The following is a 16786-nucleotide window of genomic DNA, read 5'->3' as shown; positions in this document are numbered from 1 at the left end:
GTGTATATCTTTTGGAGGCGTTTTTTTTTATACTGAACATGAAACTTGTTTGAAAGAGGAAAAAAATACTATGATTTATTCGAAAGAGATTGTTAGAGAATGGCTGGACGAAGTGGCGGAGCGGGCTAAGGACCATCCAGAGTGGGTCGATGTTTTCGAGCGTTGTTACACCGACACCTTGGACAATACGGTCGAAATCCTAGAAGATGGTTCAACCTTTGTATTAACAGGGGATATCCCTGCCATGTGGCTTCGTGATTCGACTGCCCAACTCAGACCCTATCTTCATGTGGCTAAAAGAGATCCTCTCTTGCGTCAGACCATTGCAGGTTTGGTCAAGCGTCAGATGACCTTGGTGCTCAAGAATCCTTATGCCAACTCCTTTAACATTGAGGAGAACTGGAAGGGTCACCATGAGACCGATCACACAGATCTTAACGGCTGGATTTGGGAGCGCAAGTATGAGGTGGACTCGCTTTGCTATCCTTTACAGTTGGCTTATCTCCTTTGGAAAGAGACTGGTGAGACCAGTCAGTTTGATGACACTTTTGTCACAGCGACCAAGGAAATTCTTCATCTCTGGAAAGTAGAGCAGGACCACAACAACTCTCCATATCGTTTTGTTCGGGATACAGACCGCAAGGAAGATACTCTGGTAAATGATGGCTTTGGACCTGACTTTGCCGTGACAGGCATGACCTGGTCAGCCTTCCGTCCAAGTGATGACTGCTGTCAGTATAGCTATTTGATTCCATCCAATATGTTTGCCGTAGTCGTCTTGGGTTATGTGCAAGAAATCTTTGCAGCATTGGCCCTAGATGATAGTGAGAGTATTATCGCAGACGCTAAGCGTCTCCAGTCTGAAATACGAGAAGGCATTGAAAATTACGCCTATACCACTAACAGCAAAGGTGAAAAGATTTACGCCTTTGAAGTGGATGGTCTAGGAAATGCTAGCATCATGGATGATCCAAACGTGCCAAGTCTACTGGCTGCTCCATATCTTGGTTACTGTGCGATTGACGATGAGGTTTACCAAGCAACTCGTCGTACCATTCTGAGCCCTGAAAATCCATACTTCTACCAAGGAGAATACGCTAGCGGTCTCGGAAGTTCTCATACCTTCTATCGCTATATCTGGCCAATCGCCCTTTCTATCCAAGGCTTGACAACAAGAGATAAGGCGGAGAAGAAATTCTTGCTCGATCAGCTCGTTGCCTGCGATGGTGGCACAGGTGTCATGCATGAAAGCTTCCACGTGGACGATCCAACTCTCTACTCTCGTGAATGGTTCTCATGGGCCAACATGATGTTCTGTGAGTTGGTCTTGGATTATCTGGATATTCGCTAGTCAGTTCTTTAATTAGATAGAAATAAAAATTTAAGTTAGAATGAGGTTTTACTCATGGAAAATGTTGTTGTACATATTATCTCACATAGTCACTGGGACCGTGAGTGGTACTTGCCTTTTGAAAGCCACCGTATGCAGTTGGTGGAATTATTTGACAATCTCTTTGATCTCTTTGAAAATGACCCTGAGTTCAAGAGCTTCCACTTGGATGGTCAAACCATTGTCCTTGATGACTACTTGGAGATTCGCCCTGAAAATCGCGACAAAGTCCAAGGTTACATCGACCAAGGCAAGCTCAAGATTGGACCTTTCTATATCTTGCAGGATGACTACTTGATCTCCAGTGAAGCCAATGTCCGCAATACCTTGATTGGTCAAGCAGAATGTGCAAAATGGGGCAAATCCACTCAGATTGGTTACTTCCCAGATACCTTTGGAAATATGGGACAAGCGCCTCAAATCCTTCAAAAATCAGGCATTCACGTGGCAGCCTTTGGCCGTGGTGTGAAGCCAATTGGATTTGACAACCAAGTCCTCGAAGATGCGCAGTTTACTTCCCAGTTTTCAGAAATGTACTGGCAGGGTGCGGACGGAAGTCGCGTTCTCGGTATCCTCTTTGCCAACTGGTACAGTAATGGGAATGAAATCCCTGTTGATAAGGATGAAGCCCTAGCCTTTTGGAAACAAAAACTGTCAGACGTGCGTGACTATGCTTCAACCAACCAATGGTTGATGATGAACGGCTGTGACCACCAGCCTGTACAGCGCAATCTGAGTGAAGCCATTCGTGTTGCAAATGAACTCTTCCCAGATGTGACCTTTGTGCATAGTTCCTTTGATGACTATATCCACGCAGTAGAAAGTGCTCTGCCTGAGCAACTATCTACCGTTACGGGTGAGTTGACCAGTCAAGAAACAGACGGTTGGTACACGCTTGCCAACACTTCTTCATCCCGTATTTACCTTAAACAAGCTTTCCAAGAAAATAGCAACCTGCTAGAACAAGTCGTAGAACCATTGACGGTCATCACTGGAGGACATAACCACAAGGACCAGTTGACCTATGCTTGGAAAGTCCTTCTACAAAATGCGCCCCATGATAGTATCTGTGGCTGTAGTATTGACGAAGTTCACCGTGAGATGGAAACACGTTTTGCCAAGGTCAACCAAGTTGGAAACTTCGTTAAGACCAATCTTCTCAACGAGTGGAAGGGCAAAATCGCAACCCACGAAGCCCAAAGCGACCATCTCTTTACCGCCATCAACACAGGCTTGCACGACAAGGTTGATACAGTCAGCACCGTGATTGATGTAGCGACTTGTGATTTCAAAGAATTGCACCCAACAGAAGGCTATAAGAAGATGGCAGCCTTGACCTTGCCAAGCTACCGTGTCGAAGACTTGGAAGGGCATGCTGTAGAAGCGAAAATCGAAGATCTGGGAGCTAATTTTGAGTATGATTTGCCAAAAGACAAGTTCCGTCAGGCTCGCATTGCTCGACAAGTGCGCGTGACAGTGCCGGTTCATCTGGCACCACTTTCTTGGACAACCTTCCAATTGCTTGAAGGAGAACAAGAACACCGTGACGGTATTTACCAAAATGGAGTGATTGATACGCCATTTGTAACGGTAAGTGTGGATGAAAACATCACGGTCTACGACAAGACAACTCATGAAGCTTATGAAGATGTTATTCGCTTTGAAGACCGTGGTGACATTGGAAATGAGTACATCTATTTCCAACCAAAAGGAACAGAGCCTATCTACGCAGAACTCAAAGGCTGTGAAGTCTTGGAAAATACAGCACGTTTTGCTAAGATCTTGCTCCAACATGAATTGACAATTCCAGTAAGTGCAGATGAAAAACTGGATGCGGAACAAAGAGGTATCATCGAGTTTATGACGCGTGAAGCTGGACGTTCAGAAGAATTGACAACCCTTCCTCTGGAAACAGAGATGACCGTCTTTGTTGACAATCCACAAATTCGTTTCAAGACTCGCTTTACCAACACAGCCAAGGACCACCGTATCCGTCTCTTGGTTAAGACTCATAACACGCGTCCAAGCAATGACTCTGAAAGCATTTATGAGGTGGTGACACGATCAAACAAACCAGCTGCTTCTTGGGAAAATCCTGAAAATCCTCAACACCAACAAGCCTTCGTCAGCCTTTATGATGATGAAAAAGGGGTGACAGTGGCTAATAAAGGATTGCACGAGTATGAAATCCTTGGAGACGATACTATTGCAGTGACCATTCTTCGTGCCTCAGGTGAGCTAGGTGACTGGGGTTACTTCCCGACACCAGAGGCTCAGTGCTTGCGTGAGTTTGAAGTCGAGTTTGCACTTGAATGCCACCAAGCAGGGGAACGCTTCTCCGCTTTCCGTCGTGCCAAAGCCTTCCAAACACCATTCACTAGTCTTCAAGTTGCTAAACAAGAAGGAAGTGTGGCAGCGACGGGCAGCCTCTTGAGTCATGCAGCGCTTAGCTTACCACAAGTCTGCCCGACAGCCTTTAAGGTAGCTGAAAATGAAGAAGGATATGTCCTCCGTTACTACAATATGAGTCAAGAAAATGTGCGTATATCAGAACACCAACAAACTATTTTGGACTTGCTTGAGCGGCCTTATCCTGTTCATTCAGGACTCTTAGCACCACAAGAGATTCGCACAGAATTGATCAAAAAAGAAGACATTTAACAGTTTTAAAGTGTTTGATAACTAATACTATGAGATAGAAAGGAGGGGCGAAAGAGTAAGGACTAACTGCTGATTCGCCCCTTTTTACGGTAAAGAACAATGACCATTGCAACCATTGATATCGGAGGGACTGGAATTAAGTTTGCCAGTCTGACTTCTGATGGAAAAATACTAGATAAGACAAGTACTCCGACGCCAGAAAGTTTGGAGGATTTACTAGCTTGGCTAGACCAACGCTTGGCAGAGCAAGATTATAGTGGAATCGCCATGAGCGTTCCAGGCGCGGTCAATCAAGAAACAGGTGTGATTGAGGGAATTAGTGCTGTACCTTATATCCACGGTTTTTCTTGGTATGAGGCCCTTGCTCATCATCAGCTACCTGTCCATCTAGAAAATGATGCCAACTGTGTTGGACTTAGTGAACTGTTGGCTCACCCAGAAATTGAAAATGCAGCCTGTGTCGTGATTGGGACTGGAATCGGTGGTGCCATGATTATCAATGGCAAACTTCACCGAGGTCGCCACGGCTTGGGGGGAGAGTTTGGCTACATGACAACCATTACACCTGCTGAAAAACTCAACAACTGGTCGCAACTAGCGTCAACTGGAAATATGGTCCGCTACGTAATTGAAAAGTCAGGTCAGACTGACTGGGACGGTCGCAAGATTTACCAAGAGGCCGCAGCAGGCAATGCCCTTTGCCAAGAAGCCATTGAGCGCATGAACCGTAATCTGGCTCAAGGCTTGCTCAATATCCAGTATCTCATCGATCCAGATGTCATTAGTCTGGGAGGCTCTATCAGTCAAAATCCAGATTTTATCCAAGGCGTCAAAAAAGCTGTTGATGCATTTGTCGAAACCTACGAAGAATACACGGTCGCACCAGTTATCCAAGCTTGCACCTATCATGCAGATGCCAATCTCTACGGTGCCCTTGTCAACTGGCTACAGGAGGAAAATCAGTGGTAAGATTTACAGGACTTAGTCCCAAACAAGCGCAAGCTATTGAGGTTTTAAAAAGTCACATTTCCCTACCAGATGTGGAAGTGGCTGTTACTCAGTCTGACCAGGCCTCTATCTCTATCAAGGGTGAGGGTGGTCACTATCAATTGACCTACCGCAAACCTCACCAACTTTATCGTGCCTTGTCCTTGTTGGTAACGGCTCTAGCAGAAGGTGACAAGGTAGAGATTGAAGAACAAGCAGCTTATGAAGATTTGGCTTATATGGCAGACTGTTCGAGAAATGCGGTGCTAAATGTGGCTTCTGCCAAGCAGATGATTGAGGTCTTGGTTCTCATGGGCTACTCAACCTTTGAGCTTTACATGGAAGATACCTACCAGATTGAAGGACAACCTTATTTTGGTTATTTCCGTGGAGCTTATTCGGCTGAGGAGTTGCAGGAAATAGAAGCCTACGCCCAGCAGTTTGACATGACCTTTGTGCCTTGCATCCAGACCTTGGCTCATTTGTCGGCCTTCGTTAAATGGGGTGTCAAAGAAGTGCAAGAGCTCCGTGATGTAGAAGATATTCTCCTCATAGGCGAAGAAAAAGTTTACGACCTAATTGACGGCATGTTTGCGACGCTATCTAAACTACAAACACGCAAGGTCAATATCGGGATGGACGAAGCCCATTTGGTTGGTTTGGGACGCTACCTCATTTTGAACGGTGTTGTGGACCGTAGTCTCCTCATGTGTCAACACTTGGAGCGCGTGCTGGATATTGCTGACAAGTATGGTTTCCACTGCCAGATGTGGAGTGATATGTTCTTTAAACTCATGTCAGCGGATGGTCAGTACGACCGTGATGTGGAAATTCCTGAGGAAACTCGTGTCTACCTAGACCGTCTCAAAGACCGTGTGACCTTGGTTTACTGGGATTATTATCAGGATAGCGAGGAAAAATACAATCGCAATTTCCGCAATCACCACAAGATTAGCCAGGATATCGCCTTTGCAGTTGGGGCTTGGAAGTGGATTGGTTTTACGCCCAACAACCATTTCAGCCGTCTCATCGCTATGGAGGCCAATAAAGCCTGTCGTGCCAATCAGATCAAGGAAGTCATTGTGACGGGTTGGGGGGACAATGGTGGAGAAACTGCCCAGTTCTCTATCCTACCAAGTCTGCAAATCTGGGCTGAACTCAGCTACCGCAGTGACCTAGACCGTTTGTCTGCTCACTTCAAGACCAATACAGGTCTATCAGTTGAGGACTTCATGCAGATTGACCTTGCCAACCTCTTGCCAGACCTGCCAGGTAATCTCAGTGGTATCAATCCCAACCGCTATGTCTTTTATCAGGATGTTCTCTGCCCTATTCTTGATAGACACATGACACCTGAACAGGACAAACCGCACTTTGCTCAGGCTGCTGAGACGCTTGCTGAAATCAAAGAAAAAGCAGGAAATTATGCTTACCTCTTTGAAACTCAGACCCAGTTGAACCAGATTTTAAGTAGTAAAGTCGATGTGGGACGACGCCTTCGTCAGGCCTACCAAGTAAACGATAAAGAAAGTCTGAGAGAAATCGCCAGAGAAGAATTACCAAAATTGAGAAGCGCTATCGAAACTTTCCACAAACTCTTTAGCCACCAATGGTTGAAAGAAAACAAGGTCTTTGGCTTGGATACAGTGGATATCCGTATGGGCGGACTCTTACAACGCATCAAGCGAGCAGAAAGTCGTATCGAGGCTTATCTGGCAGGTCAAATTGACCGCATCGACGAGCTAGAAGTTGGAATTCTACCATTTACTGACTTCTATGCAGACAAGGATTTCGCAGCAACTACAGCCAACCAGTGGCATACCATTGCGACAGCTTCAACGATTTATACGACTTAAAGGTCTTTTTTCCGAGTCAGAGTGTTTCTCGTGAAACCTATTTCTTATAAAAAACTTCTCCACATAAAATAATTTGTGGAGTTTTTTCTATAATTAGTAGTTTAACCTAGCCTTCAAATAGGAGTATACTAATAATGTAATCGTTATCAAACCTAAAAATTCGATGAAATCAGTTTTTAGGAATAAAAAGGGAGGAAATTATGAAAAAGTTTTCAAAGACCTTGAGAGATAACTGGATCTTTCTCTTGATGGTTTTACCAGGGGCACTCTGGTTGATTCTATTCTTTTACATTCCAGTATTTGGGAATGTGGTCGCCTTTAAAGACTACCATATGACCAGTAATGGTTTCATAGATAGTATTGTGAATAGTAAATGGGTCGGGTTAGATAATTTCAGATTCTTGTTTAGTTCAAAAGATGCCTTTATCATCACTCGAAATACCGTTCTTTACAATCTCGGGTTTATCTTTATCGGTTTGATTGTATCAGTAGGGATTGCCATCATCCTCAGCGAGCTCCGCTCTAAGAGAATGGTTAAGATTTTCCAAACGTCTATGTTGTTCCCTTACTTCCTGTCATGGGTTATCATCAGTTTCTTTACAGATGCCTTCCTAAACATTGACAAAGGGGTTTTCAACCATTTCCTAACATCCATTGGCATGAAGGAAGTCAACTTCTACGCTGACTTAGGCATTTGGCCATACCTTCTCCTTTTCCTAGGTATTTGGAAAGGCTTTGGATATAGCAGTGTCATGTATTATGCGACGATCATGGGAATTGACCCAACCTACTACGAAGCAGCAACAGTGGACGGGGCTAGCAAGTGGCAACGCATTCGCAACGTAACCATTCCTCAGTTGACTCCACTTGTGACAGTCTTGACCATCCTTGCAGTCGGAAATATCTTCCGTGCAGACTTTGGTCTCTTCTATCAAATCCCACACAATGCTGGTCAGCTTTACAATGTAACTAACGTTTTGGACGTCTATGTCTTTAATGGTTTGACTCAGACAGCAGATATCGGTATGGCTTCAGCAGCCGGTCTTTACCAATCCGTAGTCGGTTTGATTCTGGTTATCCTATCAAACTTGCTTGCAAGACGAGTCGATCCAAACTCCGCTTTGTTCTAGAAAGGAGGAGAATATGGCAGAAAAGAAAATTAAAAAAGAAAAAATCGATAATGTCGGCATTCACTCCTTCAGTAAGAAAGCAGATATCTTCTTTAGTATCATCTCTGGTTTGATCGCTCTTTCTTGTATCTTGCCCTTTATCTTCGTTATCATCATTTCGGTGACAGACGAAAAGAGCATCCTCCAGTATGGATATAGCTTTTTCCCTTCGAAATTTGGTGTAGATGGATTCCAGTTCCTAGCTCAGTTTAAAGATAAGATCCTCCAAGCGCTCTTTATCTCAGTTTTTGTAACCGTAGTCGGAACAGTGACCAACGTCTTCATCACGACAACTTATGCCTACGCTATCTCACGGACAACCTTTAAGTACCGCAGATTCTTCACGATCTTCGCTCTTCTTAGTATGTTGTTCAACGCTGGTTTGGTACCAGGCTATATCGTGGTCACTCGCCTGCTTCAACTGGGTGATACCGTTTGGGCCTTGATTGTTCCAATGCTTCTCTCGCCATTCAACATCATCTTGATGCGTTCCTTCTTCAAGAAGACCATTCCAGAAGCAATCCTCGAATCTGCTCGTATCGATGGTGCCAGTGAAGCTCGGATCTTCTTCCAGATCTGTTTGCCATTGTCACTTCCAGGTATCGCAACCATCACGCTTTTGACAGCTCTTGGTTTCTGGAACGACTGGTTCAACGCCCTTCTTTACATCAAGAGTGATAACTTGTATCCATTGCAATATTTGCTCATGCAAATCCAGCAAAATATGGACTACATCGCAAAAGCAGTCGGCCTATCTGGTCAACTGGGAGTTGCTCTTCCAAAAGAAACAGGTCGTATGGCTATGGTTGTCGTTGCAACCCTTCCAATCGCGATTCTCTATCCATTCTTCCAACGCTACTTTGTTAAAGGTTTGACGATCGGTGGTGTGAAAGAATAGCATTTGCTGAGAAACACCGTTTCTCCCTTCCCAACTTCATCATAGCGATTGAAGTTACAAATCATTAAATCGTTTATAAGTTTAAAAATAAAAAAAGGAGTTTTTATCATGAAAAACTGGAAAAAATATGCTTTTGCATCTGCTAGCGTAGTCGCTTTGGCTGCTGGTCTTGCTGCTTGTGGAAACCTTACAGGTAACAACAAAAAAGCTGCTGACACTGCTTCAAGTGAAAAACCTGTTCTTAAAATGTACCAAATCGGTGACAAACCAGACAACTTGGATGAATTGCTAGAAAATGCAAACAAAATCATCGAAGAAAAAGTCGGTGCTAAATTGGATATCCAATACCTTGGATGGGGTGACTATGATAAGAAGATGTCTGTTATCACATCATCTGGAGAAAATTATGATATCGCATTTGCATCTAACTATGTCGTAAATGCTCAAAAAGGTGCTTATGCTGACTTGACAGAATTGTATAAAAAAGAAGGAGCAGAGCTTTACAAAGCACTTGACCCAGCTTACATCAAAGGGAACACTGTAAACGGTAAGATCTATGCAGTACCAGTTGCAGCTAACGTTGCATCATCTCAAAACTTTGCCTTCAACGGAACTCTTCTTGAAAAATATGGTATTGACATTTCAGGTGTCACTTCATACGAAACACTTGAACCAGTCTTGAAACAAATCAAAGAAAAAGCTCCAGACGTAGTGCCATTTGCAGTTACGAAGAACTTTATTCCATCTGATAACTTTGACTACCCAGTTCCAAACGGACTTCCATTTGTTATCGACCTTGAAGGAGATACTACTAAGATCGTAAACCGTTACGAAGTGCCTCGTTTCAAAGAACACTTGAAGACTCTTCACAAATTCTATGAAGAAGGATACATTCCAAAAGACGTAGCAACAAGCGACACTTCATTTGACCTTCAACAAGATACTTGGTTCGTTCGTGAAGAAACAGTAGGACCAGCTGACTACGGTAACAGCTTGCTCTCACGTGTTGCAAACAAAGATATCCAAATCAAACCATTTACTAACCTCATCAAGAAAAACCAGACAACACAAGTTGCTAACTTTGTCATCTCAAACAACTCTAAGAACAAAGAAAAATCAATGGAAGTGTTGAACCTCTTGAACACGAACGCAGAACTCTTGAACGGTCTTGTTTATGGTCCAGAAGGTAAGAACTGGGAAAAAATTGAAGGTAAAGAAAATCGTATTCGTGTCCTTGATGGATACAAAGGAAACACTCACATGGGTGGATGGAACACTGGTAACAACTGGATTCTTTACATCAACGAAAACGTTACAGACCAACAAATCGAAGATTCTAAGAAACAATTGGCAGAAGCTAAAGAATCTCCAGCACTTGGATTCATCTTTAACACTGACAGTGTGAAATCTGAAATCTCAGCAATTTCTAACACAATGCAACAATTCGATACAGCTATCAACACTGGTACTGTAGACCCAGATAAAGCAATCCCAGAATTGATGGAAAAATTGAAATCTGAAGGTGCCTACGAAAAAGTATTGAACGAAATGCAAAAACAATACGATGAATTCTTGAAAAACAAAAAATCATAAGTTCGATTGATTTCGTGTATTCATTCCTAATTCCTAAAAATGTGATCACTACCTTCCTTAGTTCTCTAGGGGAGGTAGTGATTTTTAGGATGTAAAAATGAAAAGAGTAGTTCTAAGAGTTTAGGCGATGTGATACACATACATCTATAGGGGATTTATTATGAAAAAATATCGCCTTCTTTTCAAAATGAGTGCTGTCTTCTCTTACCTATTTTTCGTATTTGGCCTTTCCCAGCTGACGCTTATCGTCCAAAACTATTGGCAATTTTCTTCCCAAATTGGCAATTTCTTCTGGATTCAAAATATCCTGAGTTTGCTATTTAGCGGAGTCATGATTTGGATTCTGGTTAAGACGGGCCATGGCTATCTCTTTCGCATTCCAAGAGAAAAATGGCTTTGGTATTCGATTTTGACAGTATTAGTGGTAGTGTTCCAGATTTCTTTTAACGTTCAGACAGCTAAACATGTTCAGTCAACTGCTGATGGTTGGGCCGTATTGATTGGTTATAGTGGGACTAACTTTGCTGAGCTAGGTATCTATATAACTCTGTTCTTTCTAGTGCCACTGATGGAAGAGTTAATCTATAGAGGATTACTTCAACACGCTTTCTTTAAGCATTCGCGATTTGGTCTTGATTTGCTTCTTCCTTCTACTTTATTTGCTCTCCCTCATTTTTCAAGCCTGCCTAGTCTGTTAGATATCTTCGTCTTTGCAACAGTTGGAATCATCTTTGCTGGTTTGACCCGCTATACCAAGAGCATTTATCCTTCCTATGCAGTGCATGTGATTAATAATATTGTAGCGACCTTGCCATTTTTGCTGACTTTTTTACATAGGGTATTTGGGTAAAATATTGGTACGAGAGTTAGGAATGATAGCTTTTCAATTTAAGGAGGAAAATAAGTATGACACCATTAAAATGGTTTGCTGGAGGAAGTGAAAGACGTTGTGAAGCGATGACCATCATTGATCATCTATTGGAAGATATAAAGGCTGCGCCTCAACTTACTCCCTTGAAAAATCAGTTAGTGATTTATAAAAAACGATTAAAGGACGATGGAACCTCTACTCCATTTATTCTGAGCCAAATGAACGTTGACATCTCACGTGTGTTGATTGACAATAAGCTGGGTTTGTCAGAAAGTCAAGCTAAGCAAATCAAAAAATTGAGAGAGTTATCTGCGATTCGGTATGGTTACTGATGAAGTGCAGTAGCAGGTCTCTCTATATAATTTCCGGTCAAATAAATTGCATTCGTTTTCCCAAGTGGGTATACTAGTATAGTTGAATGAAAAATTCTGAAAATTTAAGAATAGAAAAGAGAACAAATCTTATGGCAAAAGATATTCGTGTCTTACTTTACTACCTCTATACTCCAATTGAAAATGCAGAGCAATTTGCGGCAGATCACTTGGCTTTCTGTAAATCAATCGGCCTCAAAGGTCGTATCCTAGTCGCTGACGAGGGAATCAACGGAACTGTTTCAGGTGATTACGAAACAACTCAAAAATACATGGACTACGTTCACAGCCTCCCAGGCATGGAAGACCTCTGGTTCAAGATTGACGAAGAAAGTGAACAAGCTTTTAAGAAGATGTTTGTTCGCTACAAGAAAGAAATTGTCCACCTTGGTTTGGAAGACAACGATTTTGACAACGATATCAACCCACTTGAAACGACGGGTGCTTACTTGTCTCCAAAAGAGTTCAAAGAAGCCCTTCTTGACGAAGATACCGTTGTCCTTGACACACGTAACGATTATGAGTACGATCTAGGACACTTCCGTGGAGCTATCCGCCCAGACATCCGCAACTTCCGTGAGTTGCCACAATGGGTCCGTGACAACAAGGAAAAATTCATGGACAAGCGTGTTGTGGTTTACTGTACAGGTGGGGTTCGCTGTGAGAAATTCTCAGGCTGGATGGTCCGTGAAGGCTACAAAGATGTCGGTCAATTGCACGGAGGAATCGCAACCTACGGTAAAGACCCAGAAGTTCAAGGCGAGCTTTGGGATGGAAAAATGTACGTCTTTGATGAGCGTATCGCAGTCGATGTCAACCATGTTAACCCAACCATCGTAGGGAAAGACTGGTTTGATGGAACACCATGTGAACGCTATATCAACTGTGGAAATCCCTTCTGTAACCGTCGTATCCTAACATCAGAAGAAAATGAAGACAAGTACCTTCGTGGATGCTCACACGAGTGCCGTGTTCACCCACGAAACCGCTATGTTTCAGAAAATGAATTGACACAAGCAGAAGTGATCGAGCGCCTAGCAGCTATCGGTGAGAGCTTGGACCAAGTCGCTACTGTATAACATCAAACAGTCCTTAGGGGCTGTTTTTCTATGCTTTATATCTAAAAAACTAAAGTTTGTTTCTGTATCTTTCAGGAAAATAGATTATACTATATGTAAACGATTTCAAAGGAGGCCAGTTATGGCGAAAACATTTTTTATCCCAAATAAAGAAAGTATTTTAGGACAACAGGAGGTCTTGACTGCCAAGTCCATCTTGGCCTTGGTGGAGGGCTTGGAGTCGCATAGTTATGATGCCGTCTATCTCCGTCAGCCACTTAACCGTCTCGAGTATATCGAGTGTGGGATTGTAGGCCAATCACAATTTCTCTTCAAGGTGAACTATGCGGATAGTCGAAAAGGCTATCAAGTGGTGATTCCAGACTTCCTTACTAGAGCGGACTGGGAGATTGTAGAGGCTCTCCTCCAAGCCTTATCGAGCAAGTTGGGGCAAGTGGTAGAAGGGCTAGAAGGGTTTGACTTTGAAGCTTATTTCCGACAAATAGTTCAGAATTATCTAGCGGATAAGGCGGCTCGTCTAGTGTACTGCCAAGGGCTCTTGTCCCCTGTCTATCTCAACAAGGAATATCTCGAGAGCTTTTTGGCTGAGAATGGATTGGCACGTTTTGAAGAGCTGGTCAAGAAGGTTCAAGGCTCTGATGCCTACCTTGCCAGTGTGAAATTTTACCCAGACGCCCAAGGCAAGGTACACGGTATCTACCACCTAGCCCAAGGAGTCAAGACAATTTTGCCAAGGGAACCCTTTGTACCAGCCCCTTATATCGAGCAGTTAGCAGGCAAGGAGCTTGTTTGGGAGATTGATCTAGTGACGATTTCTGGTGATGGTTCAAAAGCAGAAGGCTATGAATCCATCGCTCGCTTGGATTATACAAGATTCCTAGAGTCGCTACCAACAGCATTTTACCATCAACTAGATGCCAATCAACTAGAAGTACAAGCCATTTTGGGAAAAGATTTTGAGGAATTGGCAGCCGTCAAGTAGGCCTTGTTCAAAAAAGAGTAAGCATAAAAATCCCTGTCATTAACAAATGGCAGGGATTTTGGTTAAAAGAATGTCAGGATGCGAAGGTAGTCTACTGTCAGCGCGAGCTCTGCAATGAAGAAGGGTAAGAGAATAGCACCATCAAGTAAGACAGCTAGCAAGAAACGATAAAATGGGTCAAGGTTGCTGGTTTTACTTGGCTTGCTAATCACAAAGAGATTTCCAAGGGCAAAGATGGCCATGCTTAGAAGAGTGAGGATGCCAGCAAATCGTAAGCCACCAAAGAGTGCAAAGAAACTTGCTAGAGCTGTTAGGACAAGTGGGATAGCAAAGAGTCGGCTGTAACGATCGCAAGCTTCTTGGAATGTGAAGTCGCTCTCCTGATCCAGCACACGTCGGACAGTAAAGCCTCCCAAAATGATAGAAAAGTAAAATAGAGCGCTAGCGACTAGAATCGAAAGTCCGGCAAAGAGATCTAAAGGTGGGAGCTGGTTAGGAGAACTATTAGCAATAGAAATCATATAGCCATAGTAGAGGTGCTTGATATGATAGATACTAAAGAAAAGGTTAATCGAGGACAGCAAAGTGAGCAGGCCAAAGACACTGTAACGATGCTTTTGGTCCGTAGTCTTGCTGGCAGTTGGTTCTTGAATAGCATCCAGTAGCCAAGCCCAAAATAGTGCGATTTCTTCTTTGAATCGGGCAGTTTTACGAGGGTCAATATCTGGGATATAGGGACTTTCTAAAGCCTTGCTGAGGATACTTTTCTCTTTTGCAGGGTTTTCTTGCTTGTGTTCCTCTTCAGCTTCCCCTTCTCCCTGTCCCTCGGTTTGAGGTTCCTCAATTATTTCGGGAGCTTCCTCCTCAAGTCTTTCCAACTCTTTAGGTGAGACAGGTGTTTCTTCGCTTGCTTGTGGTTCAGCTTCCACAGTTTCTGAAGTCTCAGGCTCGTTGGGCTGGTTTTCCGATTTCGTCTGAGGTGATTTCTTCTCAAGGTCGGCACTTTCAAACCATTCTTGTGTCATGGTGGAACCTCCTTTTTATGGTCATTTTCTATCTTTAGATTAGCAGATGAAAGCGTTTTTGTCAATGGTTTCTAGATGGAGCTGAGTGCTCTTCTTGAGGTAGGTAGATATCCTGGTTGGCTTTTGCAATGAGTAGATCCTTGATATCTGCTTTTTCGGTTTTATAAGGGTTGGCAAGTTCATTCTCTTTTTGTCCACGATGTTCTTCTTTGGGCTGACGATAGATACCACCATCCTGAGAAGAAAGATCTAGATTGATACGATCGAATTCTGCCTTAGAAAGAAAAAGTCTTAAGTCGTTATGAGAGTCTAGCTCAACCTTGCCGTGGACCTTGATATTCTCAGCATAGATGTGTTCCCTTTCCGTCTTGACCTGGCTATCTGTAAATTCGGTATCAAAGATATTGATGATATGAGGTGTCGTTAGTGTACTATTCTTGATAGAGCTTTCTGTTATTCTTAAGAGATAGCCTTTTGTTTTGATTGTCGCATTTTCAAGATTGGCTTGACGAATATTGGTTTGTCCACGATTGGCTGAGACGGTGATAGCTTGCAGCCTTCTTCCTTTGGGGAGGGAGAGAATGACTTCGTCAAAACGGTTAGAATAACTGCTGGCAATACGAAGTAGGCCTTCGATTCCTGAACCGAGAAAACGATGTTGGGAGGCTTGTTTGTCAGTGACGCTCAGTGTTTTGTCACTCATGCCAGTAGTCAGATCGTGACGACCAGACACGGAAGGATGATAGGTGATGTGGATCTTGTCATCTACAGACTCTGTGATGGTTAGGCTGTGTTCCTCAAGGGCTAAATCAAGTTTTTCCACTTCATTTCCAAAGGTCACTTCTTCGATACGATTGTCATAGACGGGGTCTTTTGACATGGCAAGTAAACTTTGAATACCATTGGACTGTGCGCCTACAATGATCATGATAAAACCGAGGATTGTAGAAACCACACCAAAAATGAGAAATCCTTTTGTCAATTTACGCATGTCTGTCACCTCTCTTTCCTTTTTTAAGAATCCATTGCACCAAGCGGACGATCAGGAGCCCAAAGAAACGAGCTACATAGGAGATGCCCAGTAGAACAAGAGAAGAAGCACCGATAGAAAGCAAACCGGCCCCAAAAATCAAGATAAAGGCAGATTTGGCTTCGACTAGGACGCTAAAGCTCTCTACGATAAAGAGTCCACCTAGCAGGATACCCGTCACAGAGACGGTAAAGAAGGCTAGAATGACGGAGGCAGCCGCGATAAAAATACCGATGATGGCCATGAGGATGCCAATCCCGACCGGAATTCCGATAGGAGCTACTAGCAGGGCCAGGAGGGCAATGTGTAGCAGTTGACGGTCATTCTTTTGAGCAGGGGCTTCATTGACTTTTTTATTGAGAAGATCAGAGAGGACATCATGGGCCGCTTCTTTTGGAGTGCCTAGACTGGCAATGAGTTCCTCTTCGCCCTCTGGGCCTGCATCGTCAAATAGTTCCTTAAAGTAGTCCATAGCTTCGATGCGGTCAGCTTCAGGCAGTTTATGGAGATAGGTTTCTAACTGAGTCAGATAGTCAGTTCTTGTCATGGCGGATACTCCCTTCTATGATGCCGTTGACGGTGTCGGTATAGAGCGTCCACTCTTCCTTTAGAGTAACGAGCTGCTCTACGCCCCGATTGGTCAAGGAGTAGTATTTGCGCATACGCCCCTGAAACTCTCTAGAGTAGGTGGTCAGAAAGCCACTGGCTTCCAATTTTTTGAGAATGGGATAGAGCGTAGATTCTTTGATATTGGCGATGAGCTTAATGGTTTGACTAATCTCATAACCATAAGAATCCCCCTGCTCCAGTACAGCCAAGATGAGAAACTCAATCAAGGCAGAGGATGTTGGGAAGTACATGGGAAACCTCCTTT

At 43.4% G+C, this 16786-nt stretch carries 15 protein-coding genes; 11 read left to right on the top strand and 4 right to left on the bottom strand.

The window, feature by feature from the left end; genetic code table 11:
- Positions 1-70: 70 nt before the first annotated feature.
- From NMM25_RS05545 to NMM25_RS05495, 11 genes are all read left to right on the top strand, one after another.
- The gene (locus NMM25_RS05545; protein WP_254736199.1) at positions 71-1351 is read left to right on the top strand and encodes a glycoside hydrolase family 125 protein; all 1281 of its coding nucleotides are present in this window, start codon (positions 71-73) and stop codon (positions 1349-1351) included.
- A 54-nt stretch (positions 1352-1405) separates the two neighbouring features.
- The gene (locus NMM25_RS05540; RefSeq protein WP_254736198.1) at positions 1406-4051 is read left to right on the top strand and encodes an alpha-mannosidase; all 2646 of its coding nucleotides are present in this window, start codon (positions 1406-1408) and stop codon (positions 4049-4051) included.
- Positions 4052-4150: 99 nt separating this feature from the next.
- Positions 4151-5020, top strand: coding sequence for an ROK family protein (locus tag NMM25_RS05535; protein ID WP_254736197.1), 870 nt, complete (start codon positions 4151-4153; stop codon positions 5018-5020).
- Entirely contained in the window at positions 5014-6894 is a 1881-nt protein-coding gene (locus NMM25_RS05530) for a beta-N-acetylhexosaminidase (protein WP_254736196.1), read from the top strand. The genes NMM25_RS05535 and NMM25_RS05530 overlap by 7 nt, the downstream gene beginning before the upstream one ends.
- 200 nt (positions 6895-7094) lie before the next feature.
- A complete protein-coding gene (locus NMM25_RS05525; protein ID WP_000714584.1) occupies positions 7095-8024 on the top strand; it encodes a sugar ABC transporter permease in 930 nt (309 codons plus the stop codon).
- Between the two features lie 13 nt (positions 8025-8037).
- Positions 8038-8961 (top strand): carbohydrate ABC transporter permease, encoded by a 924-nt coding sequence (locus tag NMM25_RS05520; protein ID WP_000818344.1) that lies wholly within the window; start codon positions 8038-8040, stop codon positions 8959-8961.
- A 108-nt stretch (positions 8962-9069) separates the two neighbouring features.
- A complete protein-coding gene (locus NMM25_RS05515) occupies positions 9070-10554 on the top strand; it encodes an ABC transporter substrate-binding protein (protein ID WP_254736195.1) in 1485 nt (494 codons plus the stop codon).
- 160 nt (positions 10555-10714) lie between these two features.
- On the top strand, positions 10715-11404 hold the full coding sequence (locus NMM25_RS05510) for a CPBP family intramembrane glutamic endopeptidase (protein WP_061421514.1): 690 nt from the start codon (positions 10715-10717) through the stop codon (positions 11402-11404).
- 56 nt (positions 11405-11460) lie between these two features.
- Entirely contained in the window at positions 11461-11757 is a 297-nt protein-coding gene (locus NMM25_RS05505) for a bacteriocin immunity protein (RefSeq protein ID WP_254736194.1), read from the top strand.
- Positions 11758-11888: 131 nt separating this feature from the next.
- Complete coding sequence (locus NMM25_RS05500) at positions 11889-12875, top strand: rhodanese-related sulfurtransferase (protein WP_254736193.1); 987 nt, start codon at positions 11889-11891, stop codon at positions 12873-12875.
- Positions 12876-12996: 121 nt separating this feature from the next.
- Complete coding sequence (locus NMM25_RS05495; protein WP_254736192.1) at positions 12997-13857, top strand: DUF4299 family protein; 861 nt, start codon at positions 12997-12999, stop codon at positions 13855-13857.
- Positions 13858-13919: 62 nt separating this feature from the next.
- On the opposite strand, the gene NMM25_RS05490 is transcribed toward NMM25_RS05495, so the two are convergent.
- The 4 genes from NMM25_RS05490 to NMM25_RS05475 all read right to left on the bottom strand — a co-directional run bounded on the left by NMM25_RS05490 (position 13920) and on the right by NMM25_RS05475 (position 16772).
- Positions 13920-14882, bottom strand: coding sequence for a DUF6574 domain-containing protein (locus NMM25_RS05490; protein WP_254736191.1), 963 nt, complete (start codon positions 14880-14882; stop codon positions 13920-13922).
- A gap of 61 nt (positions 14883-14943) precedes the next feature.
- On the bottom strand, positions 14944-15873 hold the full coding sequence (locus tag NMM25_RS05485; RefSeq protein ID WP_254736190.1) for a DUF4097 family beta strand repeat-containing protein: 930 nt from the start codon (positions 15871-15873) through the stop codon (positions 14944-14946).
- A complete protein-coding gene (locus NMM25_RS05480) occupies positions 15866-16459 on the bottom strand; it encodes a DUF1700 domain-containing protein (protein ID WP_254736189.1) in 594 nt (197 codons plus the stop codon). Before NMM25_RS05480 ends, NMM25_RS05485 begins: the two co-directional genes overlap by 8 nt.
- Positions 16446-16772: a PadR family transcriptional regulator gene (locus NMM25_RS05475; protein ID WP_000273860.1), complete on the bottom strand. Its 327-nt coding sequence runs from the start codon at positions 16770-16772 to the stop codon at positions 16446-16448. The genes NMM25_RS05480 and NMM25_RS05475 overlap by 14 nt, the downstream gene beginning before the upstream one ends.
- Positions 16773-16786: the final 14 nt, after the last annotated feature.

Origin of the sequence: Streptococcus sp. CF10-1, from assembly GCF_024295825.1 — a bacterium.
Taxonomy (GTDB): domain Bacteria; phylum Bacillota; class Bacilli; order Lactobacillales; family Streptococcaceae; genus Streptococcus.
The sequence above is the reverse complement of the archived record's forward strand: the minus strand, read 5'-3'. Positions and strand labels throughout refer to the sequence as shown.

Excerpts from the sequence above, each read along its gene's own strand:
- NMM25_RS05515 (WP_254736195.1), top strand. The coding sequence starts at position 9,070 with ATGAAAAACTGGAAAAAATATGCTTTTGCATCTGCTAGCGTAGTCGCT.
- NMM25_RS05500 (WP_254736193.1), top strand. The coding sequence starts at position 11,889 with ATGGCAAAAGATATTCGTGTCTTACTTTACTACCTCTATACTCCAATT.
- NMM25_RS05535 (WP_254736197.1), top strand. The coding sequence starts at position 4,151 with ATGACCATTGCAACCATTGATATCGGAGGGACTGGAATTAAGTTTGCC.
- NMM25_RS05520 (WP_000818344.1), top strand. The coding sequence starts at position 8,038 with ATGGCAGAAAAGAAAATTAAAAAAGAAAAAATCGATAATGTCGGCATT.
- NMM25_RS05495 (WP_254736192.1), top strand. The coding sequence starts at position 12,997 with ATGGCGAAAACATTTTTTATCCCAAATAAAGAAAGTATTTTAGGACAA.
- NMM25_RS05480 (WP_254736189.1), bottom strand. The coding sequence starts at position 16,459 with ATGACAAGAACTGACTATCTGACTCAGTTAGAAACCTATCTCCATAAA.
- NMM25_RS05540 (WP_254736198.1), top strand. The coding sequence starts at position 1,406 with ATGGAAAATGTTGTTGTACATATTATCTCACATAGTCACTGGGACCGT.
- NMM25_RS05485 (WP_254736190.1), bottom strand. The coding sequence starts at position 15,873 with ATGCGTAAATTGACAAAAGGATTTCTCATTTTTGGTGTGGTTTCTACA.
- NMM25_RS05505 (WP_254736194.1), top strand. The coding sequence starts at position 11,461 with ATGACACCATTAAAATGGTTTGCTGGAGGAAGTGAAAGACGTTGTGAA.
- NMM25_RS05490 (WP_254736191.1), bottom strand. The coding sequence starts at position 14,882 with ATGACACAAGAATGGTTTGAAAGTGCCGACCTTGAGAAGAAATCACCT.
- NMM25_RS05545 (WP_254736199.1), top strand. The coding sequence starts at position 71 with ATGATTTATTCGAAAGAGATTGTTAGAGAATGGCTGGACGAAGTGGCG.
- NMM25_RS05525 (WP_000714584.1), top strand. The coding sequence starts at position 7,095 with ATGAAAAAGTTTTCAAAGACCTTGAGAGATAACTGGATCTTTCTCTTG.
- NMM25_RS05475 (WP_000273860.1), bottom strand. The coding sequence starts at position 16,772 with ATGTACTTCCCAACATCCTCTGCCTTGATTGAGTTTCTCATCTTGGCT.
- NMM25_RS05510 (WP_061421514.1), top strand. The coding sequence starts at position 10,715 with ATGAAAAAATATCGCCTTCTTTTCAAAATGAGTGCTGTCTTCTCTTAC.